The organism is Dongia sp., from assembly GCF_041906375.1.
Taxonomy (GTDB): Bacteria; Pseudomonadota; Alphaproteobacteria; order Dongiales; family Dongiaceae; genus Dongia.
The window spans coordinates 919,054-935,634 of record NZ_JAYRJJ010000001.1 but is presented as its reverse complement, the minus strand read 5'-3'; the positions used below and the strand labels follow the sequence as shown (position 1 = coordinate 935,634).

Annotated in this window: 17 protein-coding genes; 5 read left to right on the top strand and 12 right to left on the bottom strand. The window is 62.2% G+C overall.

Annotated elements, in window-relative coordinates:
- Nucleotide 1: 1 nt before the first annotated feature.
- Nucleotides 2-679, bottom strand: coding sequence for an ABC transporter ATP-binding protein (locus ACE3OA_RS04295; RefSeq protein WP_374308260.1), 678 nt, complete (start codon nt 677-679; stop codon nt 2-4).
- A 22-nt stretch (nt 680-701) separates the two neighbouring features.
- On the opposite strand from ACE3OA_RS04295, the gene ACE3OA_RS04290 reads away from it, so the two are divergent.
- The 4 genes from ACE3OA_RS04290 to thpR all read left to right on the top strand — a co-directional run bounded on the left by ACE3OA_RS04290 (nt 702) and on the right by thpR (nt 4,189).
- Nucleotides 702-1,337 carry an arylesterase gene (locus ACE3OA_RS04290; protein ID WP_374308258.1) on the top strand — a complete coding sequence of 212 codons (636 nt, stop codon included), beginning with the start codon at nt 702-704 and terminating at the stop codon, nt 1,335-1,337.
- Entirely contained in the window at nt 1,334-2,467 is a 1,134-nt protein-coding gene (locus tag ACE3OA_RS04285; protein WP_374308255.1) for an FIST N-terminal domain-containing protein, read from the top strand. The genes ACE3OA_RS04290 and ACE3OA_RS04285 overlap by 4 nt, the downstream gene beginning before the upstream one ends.
- Before the next feature lie 26 nt (nt 2,468-2,493).
- Nucleotides 2,494-3,534, top strand: coding sequence for an NADP(H)-dependent aldo-keto reductase (locus tag ACE3OA_RS04280; RefSeq protein WP_374308253.1), 1,041 nt, complete (start codon nt 2,494-2,496; stop codon nt 3,532-3,534).
- Nucleotides 3,535-3,625: 91 nt separating this feature from the next.
- Nucleotides 3,626-4,189, top strand: a complete 564-nt coding sequence (gene thpR / locus ACE3OA_RS04275) for an RNA 2',3'-cyclic phosphodiesterase (protein ID WP_374308251.1) — start codon at nt 3,626-3,628, stop codon at nt 4,187-4,189.
- 6 nt (nt 4,190-4,195) lie between these two features.
- Here thpR and ACE3OA_RS04270 read toward each other — a convergent pair whose 3' ends face one another.
- The 3 genes from ACE3OA_RS04270 to ACE3OA_RS04260 form a co-directional block, all read right to left on the bottom strand.
- On the bottom strand, nt 4,196-5,437 hold the full coding sequence (locus tag ACE3OA_RS04270) for a multidrug effflux MFS transporter (RefSeq protein WP_374308249.1): 1,242 nt from the start codon (nt 5,435-5,437) through the stop codon (nt 4,196-4,198).
- Between the two features lie 145 nt (nt 5,438-5,582).
- Nucleotides 5,583-6,074 (bottom strand): hypothetical protein, encoded by a 492-nt coding sequence (locus ACE3OA_RS04265; protein WP_374308247.1) that lies wholly within the window; start codon nt 6,072-6,074, stop codon nt 5,583-5,585.
- Nucleotides 6,075-6,210: 136 nt separating this feature from the next.
- A complete protein-coding gene (locus ACE3OA_RS04260) occupies nt 6,211-7,437 on the bottom strand; it encodes an MFS transporter (protein ID WP_374308245.1) in 1,227 nt (408 codons plus the stop codon).
- A gap of 95 nt (nt 7,438-7,532) precedes the next feature.
- On the opposite strand from ACE3OA_RS04260, the gene ACE3OA_RS04255 reads away from it, so the two are divergent.
- Entirely contained in the window at nt 7,533-8,306 is a 774-nt protein-coding gene (locus tag ACE3OA_RS04255; protein ID WP_374308242.1) for a helix-turn-helix domain-containing protein, read from the top strand.
- Here ACE3OA_RS04255 and ACE3OA_RS04250 read toward each other — a convergent pair.
- From ACE3OA_RS04250 to ACE3OA_RS04215, 8 genes are read right to left on the bottom strand one after another with little or no spacing between them, the layout of a single operon-like run.
- Nucleotides 8,303-9,190: a phytanoyl-CoA dioxygenase family protein gene (locus ACE3OA_RS04250; RefSeq protein WP_374308240.1), complete on the bottom strand. Its 888-nt coding sequence runs from the start codon at nt 9,188-9,190 to the stop codon at nt 8,303-8,305. The two genes, ACE3OA_RS04255 and ACE3OA_RS04250, sit on opposite strands and share 4 nt — an antisense overlap.
- 8 nt (nt 9,191-9,198) lie before the next feature.
- The gene (locus ACE3OA_RS04245; RefSeq protein ID WP_374308237.1) at nt 9,199-10,422 is read right to left on the bottom strand and encodes a phosphopentomutase; all 1,224 of its coding nucleotides are present in this window, start codon (nt 10,420-10,422) and stop codon (nt 9,199-9,201) included.
- Nucleotides 10,419-11,735, bottom strand: coding sequence for a thymidine phosphorylase (deoA, locus tag ACE3OA_RS04240; protein ID WP_374308235.1), 1,317 nt, complete (start codon nt 11,733-11,735; stop codon nt 10,419-10,421). Before deoA ends, ACE3OA_RS04245 begins: the two co-directional genes overlap by 4 nt.
- A complete protein-coding gene (locus ACE3OA_RS04235) occupies nt 11,732-12,532 on the bottom strand; it encodes a purine-nucleoside phosphorylase (protein ID WP_374308232.1) in 801 nt (266 codons plus the stop codon). The genes deoA and ACE3OA_RS04235 overlap by 4 nt, the downstream gene beginning before the upstream one ends.
- Complete coding sequence (locus ACE3OA_RS04230) at nt 12,529-12,921, bottom strand: cytidine deaminase (RefSeq protein WP_374308230.1); 393 nt, start codon at nt 12,919-12,921, stop codon at nt 12,529-12,531. Before ACE3OA_RS04230 ends, ACE3OA_RS04235 begins: the two co-directional genes overlap by 4 nt.
- A gap of 3 nt (nt 12,922-12,924) precedes the next feature.
- Nucleotides 12,925-13,899 carry an ABC transporter permease gene (locus tag ACE3OA_RS04225; RefSeq protein ID WP_374308227.1) on the bottom strand — a complete coding sequence of 325 codons (975 nt, stop codon included), beginning with the start codon at nt 13,897-13,899 and terminating at the stop codon, nt 12,925-12,927.
- Nucleotides 13,892-15,022 carry an ABC transporter permease gene (locus ACE3OA_RS04220; protein WP_374308225.1) on the bottom strand — a complete coding sequence of 377 codons (1,131 nt, stop codon included), beginning with the start codon at nt 15,020-15,022 and terminating at the stop codon, nt 13,892-13,894. The genes ACE3OA_RS04225 and ACE3OA_RS04220 overlap by 8 nt, the downstream gene beginning before the upstream one ends.
- The gene (locus ACE3OA_RS04215; protein ID WP_374308223.1) at nt 15,019-16,581 is read right to left on the bottom strand and encodes an ABC transporter ATP-binding protein; all 1,563 of its coding nucleotides are present in this window, start codon (nt 16,579-16,581) and stop codon (nt 15,019-15,021) included. The genes ACE3OA_RS04220 and ACE3OA_RS04215 overlap by 4 nt, the downstream gene beginning before the upstream one ends.

Sequence of the window (16,581 nt, the reverse complement as noted above, 5' to 3'; positions counted from 1 at the left end):
ATCAGGCTGCGAGCCGCCCGTCGCTGACGATACGGCCGTCGGCCATGCGCAGGGTCCTATCGCAGCGCTTCGCCAGGGCCGGGTCGTGCGTGATGAGCAGCAGGGTCGCCCCCACCTGTTCGCGCAGGGCGAAGAGCAGCTCAATAATGCGGCTGCCGGTTTCCATGTCGAGATTGCCGGTGGGTTCGTCGGCCAAAAGCAGCTTCGGCCGCGGCGCGATGGCCCTTGCCAGCGCCACGCGCTGCTGTTCGCCACCCGACAGCTGCGACGGGTAATGTGTCAGCCGATGGCCGAGCCCCACTGCTTCCAAGGCGCGGCCGGCGATGCCGAAAGCGTCGTCGATTCCGGCCAGTTCCAGCGGAACCGCCACATTCTCGGTCGCGGTCATGGTAGGAATGAGATGGAAGGATTGGAACACGATGCCGATATTCCTGCGCCGGAACAGCGCCAGCGCATCCTCGCTCATGCCTGATATTTGGGCACCGTTGACGCTGATCTGCCCGGCAGTGGCGCTTTCAAGACCCGCCAGCAGGAGCATCAGGCTGGTCTTGCCGGAACCTGACGGGCCGACCAGGCCAACGGTCTCGCCGGCAGCGATAGAAAGATCGACGCCATTAAGGATATTGACCTCGCCGGCAGCGCTTCCCAGTTTAAGTGCGACTTGAGATAATTCGATCATGCCTTCCCAATCCGGATATCCGATGCTTCGACATTTGCTGGCCATCATCACCCTGGCTGCCACCCTTTTTACCGCCAATTACGGCACGGCCATGGCGGGACCGGTACGAATTCTGGCGTTCGGCGACAGCCTGACGGCGGGGTATGGATTGCCCGAGGGTGATGGTTTCGTTCCCCAATTGCAGCAAGCCCTGGAGAAGATGGGGCGTGAGGTGACGGTAATCAATGGTGGGGTTTCCGGCGACACCACCGCCGGCGGCCTCTCCCGCCTCGACTGGATGCTGGCGGACAAGCCGGATTTTGTGATCCTCGAGCTCGGCGCCAATGACATGCTGCGCGGCCTCGACCCGGCACAGGCGCGCAGCAATCTGGATGCGACGATCCAGCGTATCAAGCAATCCGGCGCAAAACTGCTGCTGGTCGGCATGTTGGCCGCACGCAATATGGGCGAAGACTACCGCCGCGCCTTCGACACCATCTATCCCGACCTGGCCAAGGCGCACGAGGTTCTGCTTTATCCCTTCTTTCTGGATGGGGTGGCTGCCAAGCCAGAACTCAACCAGCAGGACGGTTTGCACCCGACCAAGGAAGGCGTTGCCGTGATCGTCGGCAATATCCTGCCCTATGTCACCCGCCTGCTGGATGCCCCAGCCTCATGACGGGAAGCTTTGCCAGCGCGCATGCAAGCGGAACACACTGGGCCGACATCACACGCGCGTGCCTGACTGCACTGGGGCCGGTCGAGCGAGAGAATGCGCTCGGCTTCGTCTATGTGACCGATCCGCTGGCCAATGACCTCGGCGCCATCGTCGATCAGCTGCGCCTTGCAACGGGGATCGAGCATTGGCTGGGCACGGTCGGCATCGCCATCCTCGGCCAGGACGCGTCGGGAGCCGCTGCGGAGTATATCGACCAGCCAGCGATCAGCCTGATGGTGGGCCATTTCCCAGCCGACAGTTTCCGCCTGCTGGAACCGGAGCCGGGCGGCTTGGGCAGCCGGCTGCGCGCCCTGCAGCCCTGGCGACAAACACGACACCCGGGTATCGCCCTGGTCCATGGCGATCCCAGCAACCCGCAATTGCCGGTCCTGATGCAGCAAATGACAGGTGATGCGGGTCTCTATCTCATCGGTGGCCTCAGTTCCTCGCGCACGACCGTGCCGCAGGTTGCCGGGCGTGTCGGCGAAGGCGGCCTCTCCGGCGTTCTGCTGGCCGGCGATGTCGCGGTTGTGACGGGACTGAGCCAGGGTTGTTCGCCCATCGGCCCCGTACACACCATCACCGAGGCGGAACAGAATATCGTCATGGAGATCGATGGCCGTCCGGCCCTTGAGGTCTTCCGCGAGGAGATCGGCGAGGTACTGGCACGCGACATGCGCAAGGTCGCCGGCTTCATCTTTGCCGCATTGCCCATCGCCGGATCGGATACAGGCGACTATCTGGTGCGCAACCTGACCGGCATCGACACCGGCAAGGGCTGGTTGGCCATCGGCGCGGAGGTTGCGGCCGGCGACGGTATCATGTTCACGCGGCGCGACCGCAATTCAGCGCTGGCCGATTTCGAACGCATGCTCGATCGCCTTAAGCGGCGCATCGATCGGCCGATCCGCGGCGGGCTCTATGTTTCCTGCGTCGCGCGCGGACCCAATCTCTTCGGGCCGGATGCCGTGGAAACGCGGCTGATTGCCGAGCATTTGGGCCAGTTCCCCTTGACCGGCTTTTTCGCCAATGGCGAAATCAGCCATGATCGAGTTTATGCCTATACCGGCGTGCTCACCTTGTTTCTTTAAAATATCGTCTCCAGGGGGAAAGCAGAATGGAATACCGTCGGCTCGGGCGCAGCGACATCAAGGTCAGCGTCATCTGCCTCGGCACGATGACCTGGGGCGAGCAGAATACCGAAGCCGAGGGACATCAACAGATGGACCTGGCTCTCGACCGGGGCGTCAACTTCTGGGACACGGCGGAAATGTACGCCGTGCCGCCGCGGAAGGAGACCTATGGCGCCACCGAGACGATCATCGGCACCTGGCTGAAATCGCGTGGCAGGCGCGACAGGATCGTGCTTGCCAGCAAGATCGCCGGACCTGACAAGCGTCTCACCTATCTGCGCGATGGCAAGCTTCCCTTTGACGCGAAGAACATCGCGGCAGCGGTCGATGCGAGTCTCAAGCGCCTGCAGACCGACTATATCGACCTCTATCAATTGCACTGGACCGAGCGCAGTACCAACGGTGCCGGACGGCTGGGCTACGAGCACAATGCGGACGAAACCTTCACGCCATTCGCCGAAACCCTGCTGGCCTTGCAGGATCAGATCAAGGCCGGCAAGATTCGCATGGTCGGCCTTTCCAACGAGACCGCTTGGGGCGCCATGCGCTGGCTGACGGAAGCCGAGCGGCTGGGATTGCCGCGCATGCACTCGATCCAGAACGCCTATTCGCTGCTCAACCGCAGCTTCGAAGTGGGGCTTGCCGAGGTAGCGATGCGGGAAGATTGCGGATTGCTCGCCTATTCGCCGCTTGGCATGGGGATCCTCTCCGGCAAATATATCGGCGGAGCTGCGCCGGCGAGCGCGCGCCTCAACCGCTTCCAGCAATTCCAACGCTATCGCGGCCCGATCACCGCGGCGGCGGTCGAGAAGTACGTTGCTATCGCCCATCGCCACGGACTCGATCCGGCACAGATGGCCCTGGCCTTCGTGAATTCGCGGCCTTTCGTGACCGCCAACATCATCGGCGCCACCAATTTGGCACAATTGCAAAGCAACATCGCCAGCATCGACATAAAGCTGTCACCGGAAATCCTTAACGAGATCGAAGCGGTGAACAAGGAGCATACGTATCCCTGCCCCTAACTCTTCCTGGGGTGCTCCATGGTCAGGGCGGGAGATCGCTGGTATGATTGCGCACGGTTCGATTCGGCCGTTTTTCTTCGGCAGGTGAGTGATGCGCCTTTTCGTGGCCATTTCGCTGCCCGACCAGGTGCGCTGGCAGTTGCGCCTGCTCTGCGGGGGCCTGCCGACGACCAAATGGGTCCCGCCGGAGAACTTCCATATCACGTTGCGTTTCCTGGGCGAGCTTGACGGGCGTGAACTCGACTATGTCGATGCGGCCTTGGCTGGTATCCGCGCGCCCACCTTCAATCTGCGACTGGCCGAAGTCGGGCATTTTGCCAGCGGCGGCCGCGTCAAATCGGTCTGGGCGGGCGTCGCCAAGGAGCCGGCGCTGATGCATCTCCACGACAAGGTCGAGTCGGCGGTGGTGCGGGCGGGCCTATCGCCAGAAGGACAGAACTACCGGCCGCATGTGACGCTGGCGCGCCCGAAAGACCCGCCACCGCACAAGCTGCAGCAATATCTCGCCATGCATAACCTCTTCCGCTCGGAGAGCTTCGAGGTCACGCATTTCACGCTGTTCTCGAGTCATATCGGCGGTGAGACACCGATCTACAACGCTGAACGGTCCTACGATCTTTCCGCAAGCATGGTGCGCTACGCCGCGCAGCGCTGAAGCGCCCTATTCCGCCGCGTCCGCATGGCCGCCATCGGCCCAGCGCGTCACCGCCAGCGACAGGACACCAAGGACGGCAAAGCCGATACCGAGCGGCAGGATCGTGCCCTGATAGGCATGGCCGATGACAGCACCGCAACCGACCGAGATGAAGGTCGTCATAGCCCCGATCACCGCGGCACCGACCCCGGCGATATGGCCGAGCGGTGCCATGGCCATGGCGTTGAAATTGCCAAACAGCAAACCGATGAGAAAGAACGCACCCATCATATAGGCCATGAACAGCAGGAAGGGCGGCTTGCCTTCGACATAGAAGGCGATTGCAGCAAAGACGAGCGACAGCAAGGTGTGCCCGATCAGCGCCCGGTGGGAAAGCTTGCGCATACCGAAACGCATGACCAGCTTGGCGTTGGTCAATGAAGCGGCACCAAAGGTGACAGCCAGCATGCCGAAGCAGAGCGGGAACAGCTTGCCCATGCCATACATCTCCTGGAAGATTTGCTGGGCCGAAGCGAGATAGCCGATGAAGGCACCAAAGACGAGGCCGGTCGCTGTCATATAGCCAAGGGCAACACGGCTGCGGAACGTTTCGGCGATAGCCCGAAACACCCGCGCGAAGGAAAGCTCGCGGCGGCGCTCGATTGGCAGCGTTTCTTCCTGGCGAAGTGCGAACCACAGCGACGTTACGATCCCGAGAGCGAGCAGCATCCAGAAAATGGCGCGCCAATGCGCCACGAGCAGAATGCCCTGGCCAATCGATGGGGCCAGGACAGGTACCAGGATGAAGACCGAAGTGACCAGCGACATGATGCGCGCCATGGCACGCCCCTCATAGCGATCACGCACCATGGCCACGACGACGGTACGGGGACCCGCAGCGCCGAACCCCTGCAGAAAGCGGCCGACGAGCATGGTGGTGAAATCGCCGGAGAAAATGCACAGGATGCTGCCGGCGATGAAAATCAGGAAGCCTGCATAAATCACCGGCTTGCGGCCCACACTGTCGGACACCGGGCCGTAAAAGATCTGCGCGATGCCGAAGCCGGCAAACAGCACGGTAATCACCATCTGGCGATCGTTCGGATTGGTAACGCCAAGATCAGCAGCGATTTCCGACAAGGCCGGCAGCATGGAATCGATCGACAACGCCACCAGCGAGATCGTGAACGCCAACAGGAGGATGAACTCGACCCGTACTTGATCGGCGGCACCGGCCCTGTCCTGCAAAATTCCGTCACGTGTCGTCATGGCCACCATCGTCCCATCGCAAAACACTGCGGGCCGCCAAGACAATCGGCGGCCCGCAATTGAAAGAAGTAGTTTTCTATAGCCCGGCAAGCGCCGGTTAAGCCAGCCTCACGGCCGAATAGGTGCTATGCACAAGAAAGCGCCGTCATGGCTTAACCCGTTGCATCTTATAGATCATGTTGTCGAGCGCGAAGACGGCAATATCCTCGGCGATGAGATCGAAATCCATGCCGATATCGGCATCCCCGGATATGCACCCCATGCTGAGTTGCAGGATGTCTCCGTCGTTGAAGCCGAGTTCCTTGGCCTGGCGCACCGGGTCAGTCAGACCACCCTCGAACAGGTATTCGGGCGGCACCTTGGCAATTTCATATTTTGCCTTGTCGCAATTGAGGAAGGCCGGACCTTGCACGGAATCAGCCATGAAGGTGATGCGGCCGCGTGCGATCTCCTCATTGGGGACGGGCTTGTCAGCCGAACTGGCATCGACCCAAGGCGCCGGTTGCACGGCTACAACGTCCCAGGACCCGGTGAACGCTTCCTGTGCCGCAGCCGGATGCGTTTGCCAGATACCGATGGTCCCGATGGCAGCGATTGCAATGCAGCTGGCGGCAATTGCCAAGTGAACGCGCTTCATTTCTCCGTCTCCCGCCGAACCCGAAGGTCGGCGCCTTGTTTCTCGTCCCCTGGCGAGATTCCTACAAGGCGGCTGCGGCCGGAGCAACGACGCAAGCTGTGCGCACCGTCACGTCATGTTCACATTCAGGGGAGCGTCAGGTGCGTGCGCGGCTGGATTTGAGATCCGGCAGGAAGACGGCGAGCAGGCCCAGCGCCGGCAGAAAGGCGCAGAGCTGATAGACAAAGGTAATGCTGGTGAAATCCGCCAATTCCCCCAATACCGCTGCCCCCACCCCGCCCATGCCGAAGGCGAAGCCGAAAAAGAGCCCAGCCACCATGCCGACCTTTCCCGGGATCAGTTCCTGGCCATAGACGACGATCGCCGCAAAGGCCGAAGAGAGGATGAGGCCGATCGGAATCGTGAGGATGATGGTCCAGGTGAGGTCCACATGCGGCAGGACCAGCGTGAAGGGCAGTACACCCAGGATCGAGCCCCAAATGACACGCTTTGGGCCGATTCGGTCGCCGATGGGGCCGCCGAGGATCGTGCCCAACGCTGCCGAGCCGAGGAAGAAGAAGAGATAGACCTGTGCATCCTGGGTCGACACGCCGAAATGATCGATCAGGTAGAAGGTGTAATAGCTGCTGATGCTGGCCATGTAGAAATACTTGGAAAAGAGCAAGCCGAGCAGCACGGCGAGAGCCGCCACAACCGTGCGGCGCGACAAGGGATTGGCAATCGCCGCAACCGGCCGCTTGGCACGGGCGGCGCGATGTGCCTTGTACCAATGGCCGACGGTCGCCAACAGGATCACGCCAAGCAGTGCCACCAGCGAGAACCAGGCGACGCTCGACTGTCCATGCGGCGCTATCGCATAGGCCGCGACGAGCGGGCCGATCGCGGAACCGACATTGCCGCCGACCTGGAACAAGGATTGGGCAAAGCCGTGCCGCCCGCCGGAAGCCAGTCGTGCGATGCGCGAGGATTCCGGATGAAAGACGGACGATCCCATGCCGACCATGGCCGCCGCCATCAACACCATCGGGTAGCTGCCGGCGAAGGCCAGCAGCAACAATCCGCAAAGCGTGAAGCTCATGCCGACCGAAAGGGAGAAGTTCTTGGGACTGCGATCGGTATACATGCCGATCAAGGGTTGCAGCAGTGAGGCCGTAATCTGATAGGTCAGCGTGATAAGACCGATCTGACCGAAATCGAGCGCAAAACTGGCCTTGAGCATCGGATAGATCGCCAGGATCAGCGACTGCATCATGTCGTTGAGCATGTGGCAGAAGCTGATGGTGAGCAGCACCCGACGGGCGGACGCTGCCTCGCGATGCTGATCAGGTGCCGGCGTTGATAGGGTCTCGGTGGTCGCGGACATCTCTTGAAGTCTCATAAATCGATGGATTTAGAGAGAATAGCGGCTAGGATGGGGCCTGCTTTCCATAATGGGTCATAGTTCTTCGAGATTGGGCCATGGTACGAAACGTCCGGGGCTGGGAGCTGGATTCAGCGTCCCGGCCCGTCATCGCCTCCGGCAATGATTACCCGCACGATTACGAGATCGCGCCGCATCACCATGCGCGCGGTCAGCTGCTGCACGGGGTCCCGGGCGTGATGACGGTCCGTACCGAGCACGGCGCCTGGGTCGTGCCGCCGGACCAAGCCGTCTGGATCCCGCCGCATATCGAACACTCGGTGCGCATGATGGGTGAGGTCGAAACACGTTGCGTGTTCGTCGATCCGCTTCATGTGGATGGCCTGCCGGGGAAATGCCAGGTGCTCGGCGTTTCGCCCTTGATGCGCGCGCTCATCCAGGCTGCGGTCGACCTGCCGCTGGACTACGCACTGACAGGACGCGAGGGGGAGATCATGGCGCTGCTGCTCTCGGAGCTGCGCGCCCTACCCGTTCTGCCGCTGTCGCTGCCCTTCCCTGCCGATCCGCGTCTTGGCGAACGTTGCCAGGCTTTCCTGGCGCGACCCGAAGCGCACCAGACCATCGACGATTGGGCGGACGCCATCGGCATGAGCCGGCGCACCTTTACACGCCACTTCAAGCGCGAATGCGGGGTGAGCTTTGCCGCCTGGCAGCGTCAGGCCTGCCTGTTTGCCGCCCTGCCCCGCCTTGCCGAAGGCGAAGCCGTGACCACCATCGCCCTTGATCTCGGCTATGAGAGCCCCGCCGCCTTTACCACGATGTTCCGCAAGACCTTGGGCTTTCCGCCAAGCCGCTATCTGAAAGCAGCCTAGAAACCGCGCAGCGGCAAATGGTCTCCGCGCCGCAGCCAATTGTCGGCCGGATAGCGGCAGGCACCGTCAATGCAATGCAGCGTATAGGCGTGGCGCGACCGCGTTGACCGGTTGGCCGAGGAATAGTGTGGCAAGAGGCCGTGGAGGACCACGAGCGATCCCTTCCTGGCATCAAGGTTGACGACATCTTTTTCCAGCCACGGCGTCGTGACGAGCTTCTCAGTCTCCAGCTTGCCGTCGGGCAATCGGCGAAAGCGCTGCCGCAAGGGACCACGATGGCCGCCCCGCATCGCCAGCATGCCGCCATTGCTGCTATCTGCATCCTCAAGAGCGAACCAGAAACCGATGCAACTCATCGGCTCCGTATAGAGATAGGTCGAATCCTGGTGCCAGGAGACCTCGCCGCCGATGCCCGGCTGCTTGAAAATATACATGGACTGCAGCAGCAGCGGATCCTGAAGCAGACCCTTGGCGAGTGCCGCGAGATGCGCTTGCCGCGAAAACTCGGAAAAGACCGGATCAAGATCATGCATCGCGTGGCCGATCTTGTTGATGGCCAGTTCCTTCGGTCTGGTCAAATTCCCGGCAGCATCAACGGCCTCCTCCTCCAGGAAGAAGCGGATGGCATCGCCCGACTCCTGAAAATAAAGCGCGGTCGCATGGGCCACGGATTTCGTTGAGAAGACTGTTCTATGAGCCTCAATATCGAAACCGCCCACCAGTTCCGTCGCGCGAGCCATCAACCGGTCGCAGAGATCCATCGGCACGAAATCTTCGATGACGAGATAACCGTCCGTTTCAAAAGCAGCGCGCATCTCGGCGGTGAGACCGCTATCGGTCGCGCGGAACGTACGGGCAGTCGGACGATCGGATAAAGTCTGCATGATGACTCTCAAAAACACGCTTGGCCATGAGCAAGCGGCGAAATGCCCAGATGCTTGGCGATGGTCTGGCCCATGTCGGCAAAGCTGGTACGGCGCCCCAGCGGCCTGGCCGGCGCCAATGGACCGAAGAAGAGAACGGGCACGAATTCGCGCGTGTGGTCCGTGCCACCGGCGGTCGGATCACAGCCATGGTCGGCGGAAATCAGGGCCAAATCGCCGGAACGCATCGCCGCCTGCAGTTCCGGCAGGCGCTTGTCGAAGGCCTCGAGCGCCGCGGCATAACCGGGAACATCGCGGCGATGGCCGAAGAGTGTGTCGAAATCGACCAGATTGACGAAGGTGAGGCTCCCCTCCGGCGCATTCTGCATCAATTCCAGCGTTACATCGACAAGGGCGGCATTGTCCTCGCCCTTCACCCTGCGCGTAATACCGCGCTGCCCGAAGATATCGGCAATCTTGCCCACCGAAATGACGTCGCGTCCGGCGTCCTTCAATCGGTCAAGCAGGGTCAATTCGGGCGGCGGCGTGGTGAAATCGCGTCTGTGGGCAGTGCGTTTGAAACCGCCGGAACGTTCGCCGACAAAGGGGCGCGCTATGACGCGGGCAATGCGCAAGGGTTCCAGCAGGCGCTTCGCCACCTGGCAGACCTCAAGCAAGCGGTCGAGGCCGAAATGCGTTTCATGCGCCGCGATCTGGAAAACGGAATCGGCTGAGGTGTAGCAGATGGGCTTTCCGGTGCGGATATGCTCCTCACCCAGGCGATCCAGCACTTCCGTGCCCGAGGCATGACAATCGCCGATGATGCCCGGAAGGCTGCATGTCGCGATGAGTTCAGACATGATCTCCGGCGGAAAGCAGGGTTCCTGCCGCGGGAAGTAACCCCAATCGATCGGCACCGGGCAGCCCGCCATCTCCCAATGTCCGCTCGGCGTGTCCTTGCCGGCGGAAAGTTCGGCCGCGGCGCCATAGGCGCCTTTTGCATGGGAAGCACTGAAGCCGGCCGGCAGTTCGCCGGTCGCCAGCTGCGCAGCAAGTCCCAGGCCGATCTCCTCAAGATTGGGGAGACGCAACGGACCGGCGCGGAGGCCCGCGCGGTCCGCCTTCCCCGCCGCACAGGCAGCCGCGATGTGGCCGAGCGTATCCGCACCCGTGTCGCCAAAGCGCGCGGCGTCGGGTGCGGCCCCGATGCCGAAGGAATCCATCACCAGGATAAAGGCGCGCTTGGAGATCATCGCAATTCCTCGATCACGGCCGGACCGGTGCGGCTCTCGCCAACCAGACGCACGGCCCGCCGCAGGGTCTTCATCGCTGCTTCCGCCGACGGCTCATCCGCCGCATGCACCAGGGCGATGGGGCGGTTTGGCCCCAGTTCCTCACCAAGACCGACGATTTGCGTCAACCCAACGCGATGATCGATCCCATCGCCCGGACGAGTCCGTCCGCCGCCCAACGCGACCACGGCCATACCAATGGCGCGCGTATCCATCACACGAACGATGCCGACCTCTTCGGCATGGCAAGGCCGGATCACCGGCGCCTTGGCGAGATGCTTCTCCGGATGGTCAAGAATGTCGGCCGGCCCGCCCAGGCCAACCACCATGCGACGGAAATGTTCCGCCGCACGCCCGCTCTCCAGGGCGCGCTCGGCCAGGCGGCGACCTTGCACAGCGTCGGCAGCCTTGCCACCGATGACCAGCAATTCGGCTGACAACGCCAAGGTGACGTCGAGCAGGCGCGGATCAGTCGCCTCACCCTTCAGGCATTGGATCGATTCCAGCATTTCAACAGCATTGCCGGCCGTGCGGCCCAGCACCTGGTTCATGTCCGTAATGAGCGCGCTGGTCTTGACCCCTGCACCGTTGGCGACACGGACGATGGAATCGGCCAGTTCCCGCGCCATCTTGAGCTCGGCGGCAAAGGCGCCCGAGCCGGTCTTTACGTCCATGACCAGGCCTTGCAGGCCGGCGGCCAGCTTCTTCGACAGGATCGATGCGGTGATGAGCGGGACCGATTCCACCGTCGCCGTCACATCACGGATGGCATAGAAGCGCCGATCCGCCGGGGCCAGATCCGCCGTCTGGCCGATGATGGCGCAACCGGCTTCCTTCACAACGCGGCGGAACGTGTCGAGATCTGGCGCCGTCTGGTAGCCTGGAATGGCATCGAACTTGTCGAGCGTGCCCCCGGTATGGCCGAGGCCGCGCCCCGATATCATCGGCACATAGCAACCGCAGGCCGCGATGATGGGGCCAAGGATCAGGGAGGTCTTGTCGCCGACGCCGCCGGTCGAATGCTTGTCGAGGATCGGGCCGTCGAGCTGCAGCGGCACCCAGTCGAGCACGGAGCCGGAATTCATCATGGCGCGCGTCAGCGCCACGCGCTCGGTCATATCCATGCCGCGAAAGAAGACCGCCATGGCGAAGGCCGCAATCTGCCCTTCGCTGACCGCGCCTGAGCTGATGCCGGCGACAAAAAAGTCGATCTCGGCCGGTGTCAGCCGCTGGGCGTCGCGCTTCTTGCGGATGATTTCCTGCGGCAGCATCATGTCTTGGCACCGAGGTATGCCAGTAGCAGACGCGTTAGCTGGGCGGAGGCCACACCCATCTGCGCCATCGTATGCTCATGGCTGAGGTTTTCCGTACTCATGCCGGCACCCATGTTCGTGATCGCACTAATGGCCAAGGCCTTCATGCCGAAATAGCGCGCGAGGATGACGTCGGGAACGGTTGACATGCCGACCGCATCCACACCGATGACGCGCAGGGCACGAATTTCCGCCGGTGTTTCGAATTGCGGGCCAGCAAGCCAGGCATAGACGCCCTCACGCAGCTCGATCTTGAGACGTGCCGCGCAAGCCAGTATATCCCGCCGCATGTCGGCATCGTAGGCGCCCACCATGTCGACGAAGCGCTTGTTGGTCGCAATCCCGAAAAGAGGCGATTCCTGAACCATGTTGATGTGATCGTTGATCAGCATCAAGCCGCCCGATCCGACCTCCGGCATCAGACTGCCGGCAGCATTCGTCAGCAGCAGACTTTCGCAGCCCAGTCCGTGCAGGGTCTCGACCGGTGTTTTCATGGCGGCGGCATTGCCGCGTTCATAGTAGTGGATGCGACCTTGCAGGATGGCGACGCTTACCTTGCCGATACGGCCCAGCACCAGGCGTCCGGCATGGCCGCTGACGCCAGATTGCTCAAAGCCCGGCAGGTCGTCATAGGGAAAGACGATCTGGTCTTCGACGTTTTCCGCGAACTCACCCATGCCGGAGCCGAGCACCAGCCCGATCTCAGCGCGAAAGCCGGGCGCCCGCCGCATGATCGCCTGCACGGCCGCATTACTCATGGCAGATGATCCTTGCCGAACGAGGCAGGCAGCAGCTCGCCAAGCCTGAACGTACGGCGCAGCCCCTCCGGACCGCAGATATGGACAGGTGTGTCTGCCATGCCAAATTCGGCAATGCGCTGGCGGCAGCCGCCACAAGGCGTCGTGAATTCGTTACCGCTGCCCATCACAGCAATTTCGCCGATCAGCTTGCCGCCACCCGTCACCATGGCACCGATCGCCGAGGTTTCGGCGCACCAACCCTCCGGATAAGCGGCGTTTTCGACATTGCAGCCGGCATAGATATTTCCGTCATCGGCCAGAATGGCGGCGCCGACGTGAAACTGCGAATAGGGGGCATGCGCCCGCACCATCGCCTTACGCGCGGCTTCAAGCAATCGCGGGTCCATGGATCATCGCTCCTTGATATAGGGTAGACCGAGCGCCTTCGGTGCCACGGCCTTACCGATGAAGCCGGCCAAAAGCACGACCGTGAAGATATAGGGCAGCGCCTGGATCAACGGCACCGGCACCTGGCCGAGGCCAGGCACCGCGACACCTTGCAGGCGAATGGCGATCGCATCGAGGAAACCGAACAGCAGGCAGGCAAAGAAAGCTGGCCAGGGACGCCACTTGCCGAAGATCATCGCCGCCAGCGCGATGAAGCCTCGTCCGGCAGTCATCTCCTTCTGGAAGGTCGCGTTCTGGGAAATCGACAGGAACGTACCGGCAAGGCCGCACAGCAGGCCGGCGATCATCACGGCCGTATAGCGCAGGCGCAGAACCGGGATACCGGCCGTATCGACCACCGCTGGTGCCTCACCTGTCGCGCGCAGGCGCAGACCGAAACGCGTGCGATACAGCACGAACCAGACCAGCGGCACCAACGCCACGGCGGCATAGGTGAGCAGGCTGTGACCGCTGATGATATGGAAATAAACCTGGCCAATGAGTGGGACATCACGCAACGCCTCGGCGCCCGGCAGAGTGATCGGCATGAAACGCTGATCTGGCGCGAGGTCAGGCGTATTGCCACCACGGGCATACCAGGCATGGCCCAGAACGACCGTCAGGCCCGCAGCCGTGATGTTGATCGCCACACCGGAAACAACCTGGTCGCCGCGATGGGTAATGCAGGCAAAACCGTGCACCAAAGAGAACAGAACAGCCACGAGAATCGCTGCCAGCAAGGCGATGGCCGGCGACCCGGTTTCGGCTGCCACCGTTGCCGCCGCAAAGGCTGCCGCCAGCATTTTGCCTTCCAGCCCGATATCGATCACCCCCGACCGCTCCGAGAAGAGGCCGGCCATGGCGCAGAAAATGAGTGGTGTCGCCATGCGGATGGTAGCCGCAAGTGTCGAGAGGCTGAGGGCGACCGCGTCATCCATGTGCCGCCACCTCCTCGGCACGTCCTGCGGCAAAGCGCAGATAAATGCGCTCGACCCAAGGGCGGTTCATATAGGCGAGCGCCCCGGAGAACAGAATGATGAGGCCCTGGATCGTGATGATCATTTCACGCGTGATGGTGGGAATCTCAAATGCCAGTTCGGCGCCCCCCTGATAGAGCGCGCCGAACAACAGGCTGGCGAGCACGATGCCGAAGGGGTGGTTGCGGCCCATCAGCGCAACCGCAATGCCGGTGAAGCCCGCGCCGGCAACGAATTCCAACAGCAATCGGTGCTGCACGCCGAGGATCTCGTTGACGCCGACCGACCCGGCCAGGGCGCCGGAGATTGCCATGGCGATAAGAACGATGCGGGCGGGCCTGATTCCCGCATAGACCGCGGCACGGGGCGCAAGGCCGGTGGCGCGGATTTCATAGCCAAGTCTTGACCGCCAGATGAAGACTTCGACCAGCACGCAGCAGATCAGCGCCCAGACGAGCGACAGATTGAGCGGCGTCGAGGGGATCTTAATGCCGAACCAGCCGAAGACCGCAGCGATTTCCGGCAAGGTGGCACTGTCTGCGAAGGTGCGGCTTTGCGTCGACATCTGCCCGGGGTCACGAAATACGTCGACCAGGAGATAGACCATCAAGGACGCGGCCAGAAAATTGAACATGATGGTGGTGATAACGATATGGCTGCCGCGATAAGCCTGCAGATAGGCCGGCACGATCGCCCAGGCGGCGCCAAAGACGGCCGATGACAGGATTGCCAGCGGCAACAGGACCGGCGCCGGCAGAACCTGGTCGAAGGCAAGGGCAGCGAGACCAGCGCCGAGCCCGCCGATCGTAGCCTGTCCCTCGCCACCGATATTGAAGAGGCCCGCATGGAACGCCACCGCGACCGCCAAGCCTGTGAAAATGAAGCTGGTGGCATAATAGAGCGTGTAGCCCCAGCCATAGCCGCTTCCGAAAGCACCTTCGACCAGGATGGCGATGGCATCAATAGGATTGGCACCGATTGTCCACAGGATGAGGCTGGCCACGACAAGTGCCATCAGCACGTTGATGACCGGCAGCAGCCCGATCTCGATCCAGCGCGGCAGCTGACTTGGGCGTGCACTCATGAAGCTGCTCTCTGTTGGTCGCCGCCGCCCGTCATCATCAGGCCCAATTGCCGCTCATCTGCCGCCGCTCCGTCGATCTCTCCAACAATACGCCCCTGGTTCATCACCAGAATCCGGTCAGCCAGAGCCAGGATCTCGTCCAACTCCACCGACACCAGCAGGATTGCAACGCCACGGTCGCGCAGGGCGACGATCTCCCGGTGTATGAACTCAATGGCGCCGATATCAACCCCGCGCGTCGGCTGACCGATCAGCAGGACGCGAGGCTGGCAGGCCATCTCCCGCGCCAGAATGAGCTTCTGCTGGTTGCCGCCACTGAATTTGGCGGACCCCAATTGCGGTTGCGGCGGGCGCACATCAAAACTCTGCATTAGCTTCTCGCAGTGCCTTGTCATGTTCACCCGATCGAGCAGAAAGCGCCCGCCCAGTTCGGCATCGCGCTGGTATCCAAGGACAGCGGATTCCCATGCCGGAAAGCCGGCGACAATACCCAGTCGGTGCCGGTCTTCCGGTACATGGGCGACACCGAGCCTGCGCATCATGGCGGGATCGCCAGGCTTCGCTGCCGTGATTTCCGTCTCTCCTACACGCAACGTTCCCAAGCTCGGCGCCCGGATTCCGGCCAACACCTCAAGCAGTTCGCTCTGGCCATTGCCTGAGACCCCGGCGATGCCGACGATCTCTCCGGCCCGCAGGGCAAAGGTGATATCGTGGAGCCGCGTGACACCGCGCTCGTCGACCAAGGAAAGATGATCGGCGGTCAATTCCGTCGCCCGCAGCTCGGTCGGCGACTTTTCCAGTTCGAGGCGAACCTTGCGACCGACCATCAATTCGGCCAATTCATTGGCATTGGTGTCGGCCGTATGTCTGTCCGCAACGACCTCGCCAGCCCGCATGACGGTGACATGGTCCGTGATCGCCAACACTTCCTTGAGCTTATGGGTGATGAGCAGGATGGTGACGCCACGGGATTTGAGGGCACGCAGAATGCGGAAGAGCTGGTCGGTTTCCTGTGGCGTCAGCACGCCGGTTGGTTCGTCGAGAATGAGAATGGAACAGTGGCGAAACAGGGCTTTCAGAATCTCGACGCGCTGCTGGTCGCCGACCGGAAGGTCGGCGACGCGCGCATCCGGATCGACGGTAAGACCAAATTCGCGACCCAGCCGAAGCAATTCGGCCCGCGCCTTATCAGCGCCGACTTGAAGCAAGGCGCCACTTTCGGCACCGAGCATGACGTTTTCCAGGACGGTAAAGCTCTCGACCAGCATGAAATGCTGGTGCACCATGCCGATCCCCGCAGCGATAGCATCGGCCGACGTGGCAATGGTGACCGGCCGGCCGTCGATCCGGATTGCACCGCTGTCAGCCTCATAGAAGCCATAGACGATCGACATCAAGGTCGATTTCCCGGCGCCGTTTTCGCCGATGATGCCGTGGATGGCTCCCTTCTCGACGCGCAAGGTCACGTCGCGGTTCGCCTGCACGGTTCCGAAACGCTTGTTTATGCCGACCAATTCGATGGCAGGCGGCGGCGCCCTGTCGGACGCCGCCGCTTTCAT

Bases quoted from the DNA above. Each gene is read 5' to 3' on its own strand.
- ACE3OA_RS04295 (WP_374308260.1), bottom strand. From the start codon at position 679: ATGATCGAATTATCTCAAGTCGCACTTAAACTGGGAAGCGCTGCCGGC.
- ACE3OA_RS04290 (WP_374308258.1), top strand. From the start codon at position 702: ATGCTTCGACATTTGCTGGCCATCATCACCCTGGCTGCCACCCTTTTT.
- ACE3OA_RS04285 (WP_374308255.1), top strand. From the start codon at position 1,334: ATGACGGGAAGCTTTGCCAGCGCGCATGCAAGCGGAACACACTGGGCC.
- ACE3OA_RS04280 (WP_374308253.1), top strand. From the start codon at position 2,494: ATGGAATACCGTCGGCTCGGGCGCAGCGACATCAAGGTCAGCGTCATC.
- thpR (WP_374308251.1), top strand. From the start codon at position 3,626: ATGCGCCTTTTCGTGGCCATTTCGCTGCCCGACCAGGTGCGCTGGCAG.
- ACE3OA_RS04270 (WP_374308249.1), bottom strand. From the start codon at position 5,437: ATGACGACACGTGACGGAATTTTGCAGGACAGGGCCGGTGCCGCCGAT.
- ACE3OA_RS04265 (WP_374308247.1), bottom strand. From the start codon at position 6,074: ATGAAGCGCGTTCACTTGGCAATTGCCGCCAGCTGCATTGCAATCGCT.
- ACE3OA_RS04260 (WP_374308245.1), bottom strand. From the start codon at position 7,437: ATGTCCGCGACCACCGAGACCCTATCAACGCCGGCACCTGATCAGCAT.
- ACE3OA_RS04255 (WP_374308242.1), top strand. From the start codon at position 7,533: ATGGTACGAAACGTCCGGGGCTGGGAGCTGGATTCAGCGTCCCGGCCC.
- ACE3OA_RS04250 (WP_374308240.1), bottom strand. From the start codon at position 9,190: ATGCAGACTTTATCCGATCGTCCGACTGCCCGTACGTTCCGCGCGACC.
- ACE3OA_RS04245 (WP_374308237.1), bottom strand. From the start codon at position 10,422: ATGATCTCCAAGCGCGCCTTTATCCTGGTGATGGATTCCTTCGGCATC.
- deoA (WP_374308235.1), bottom strand. From the start codon at position 11,735: ATGATGCTGCCGCAGGAAATCATCCGCAAGAAGCGCGACGCCCAGCGG.
- ACE3OA_RS04235 (WP_374308232.1), bottom strand. From the start codon at position 12,532: ATGAGTAATGCGGCCGTGCAGGCGATCATGCGGCGGGCGCCCGGCTTT.
- ACE3OA_RS04230 (WP_374308230.1), bottom strand. From the start codon at position 12,921: ATGGACCCGCGATTGCTTGAAGCCGCGCGTAAGGCGATGGTGCGGGCG.
- ACE3OA_RS04225 (WP_374308227.1), bottom strand. From the start codon at position 13,899: ATGGATGACGCGGTCGCCCTCAGCCTCTCGACACTTGCGGCTACCATC.
- ACE3OA_RS04220 (WP_374308225.1), bottom strand. From the start codon at position 15,022: ATGAGTGCACGCCCAAGTCAGCTGCCGCGCTGGATCGAGATCGGGCTG.
- ACE3OA_RS04215 (WP_374308223.1), bottom strand. From the start codon at position 16,581: ATGAAAGCGGCGGCGTCCGACAGGGCGCCGCCGCCTGCCATCGAATTG.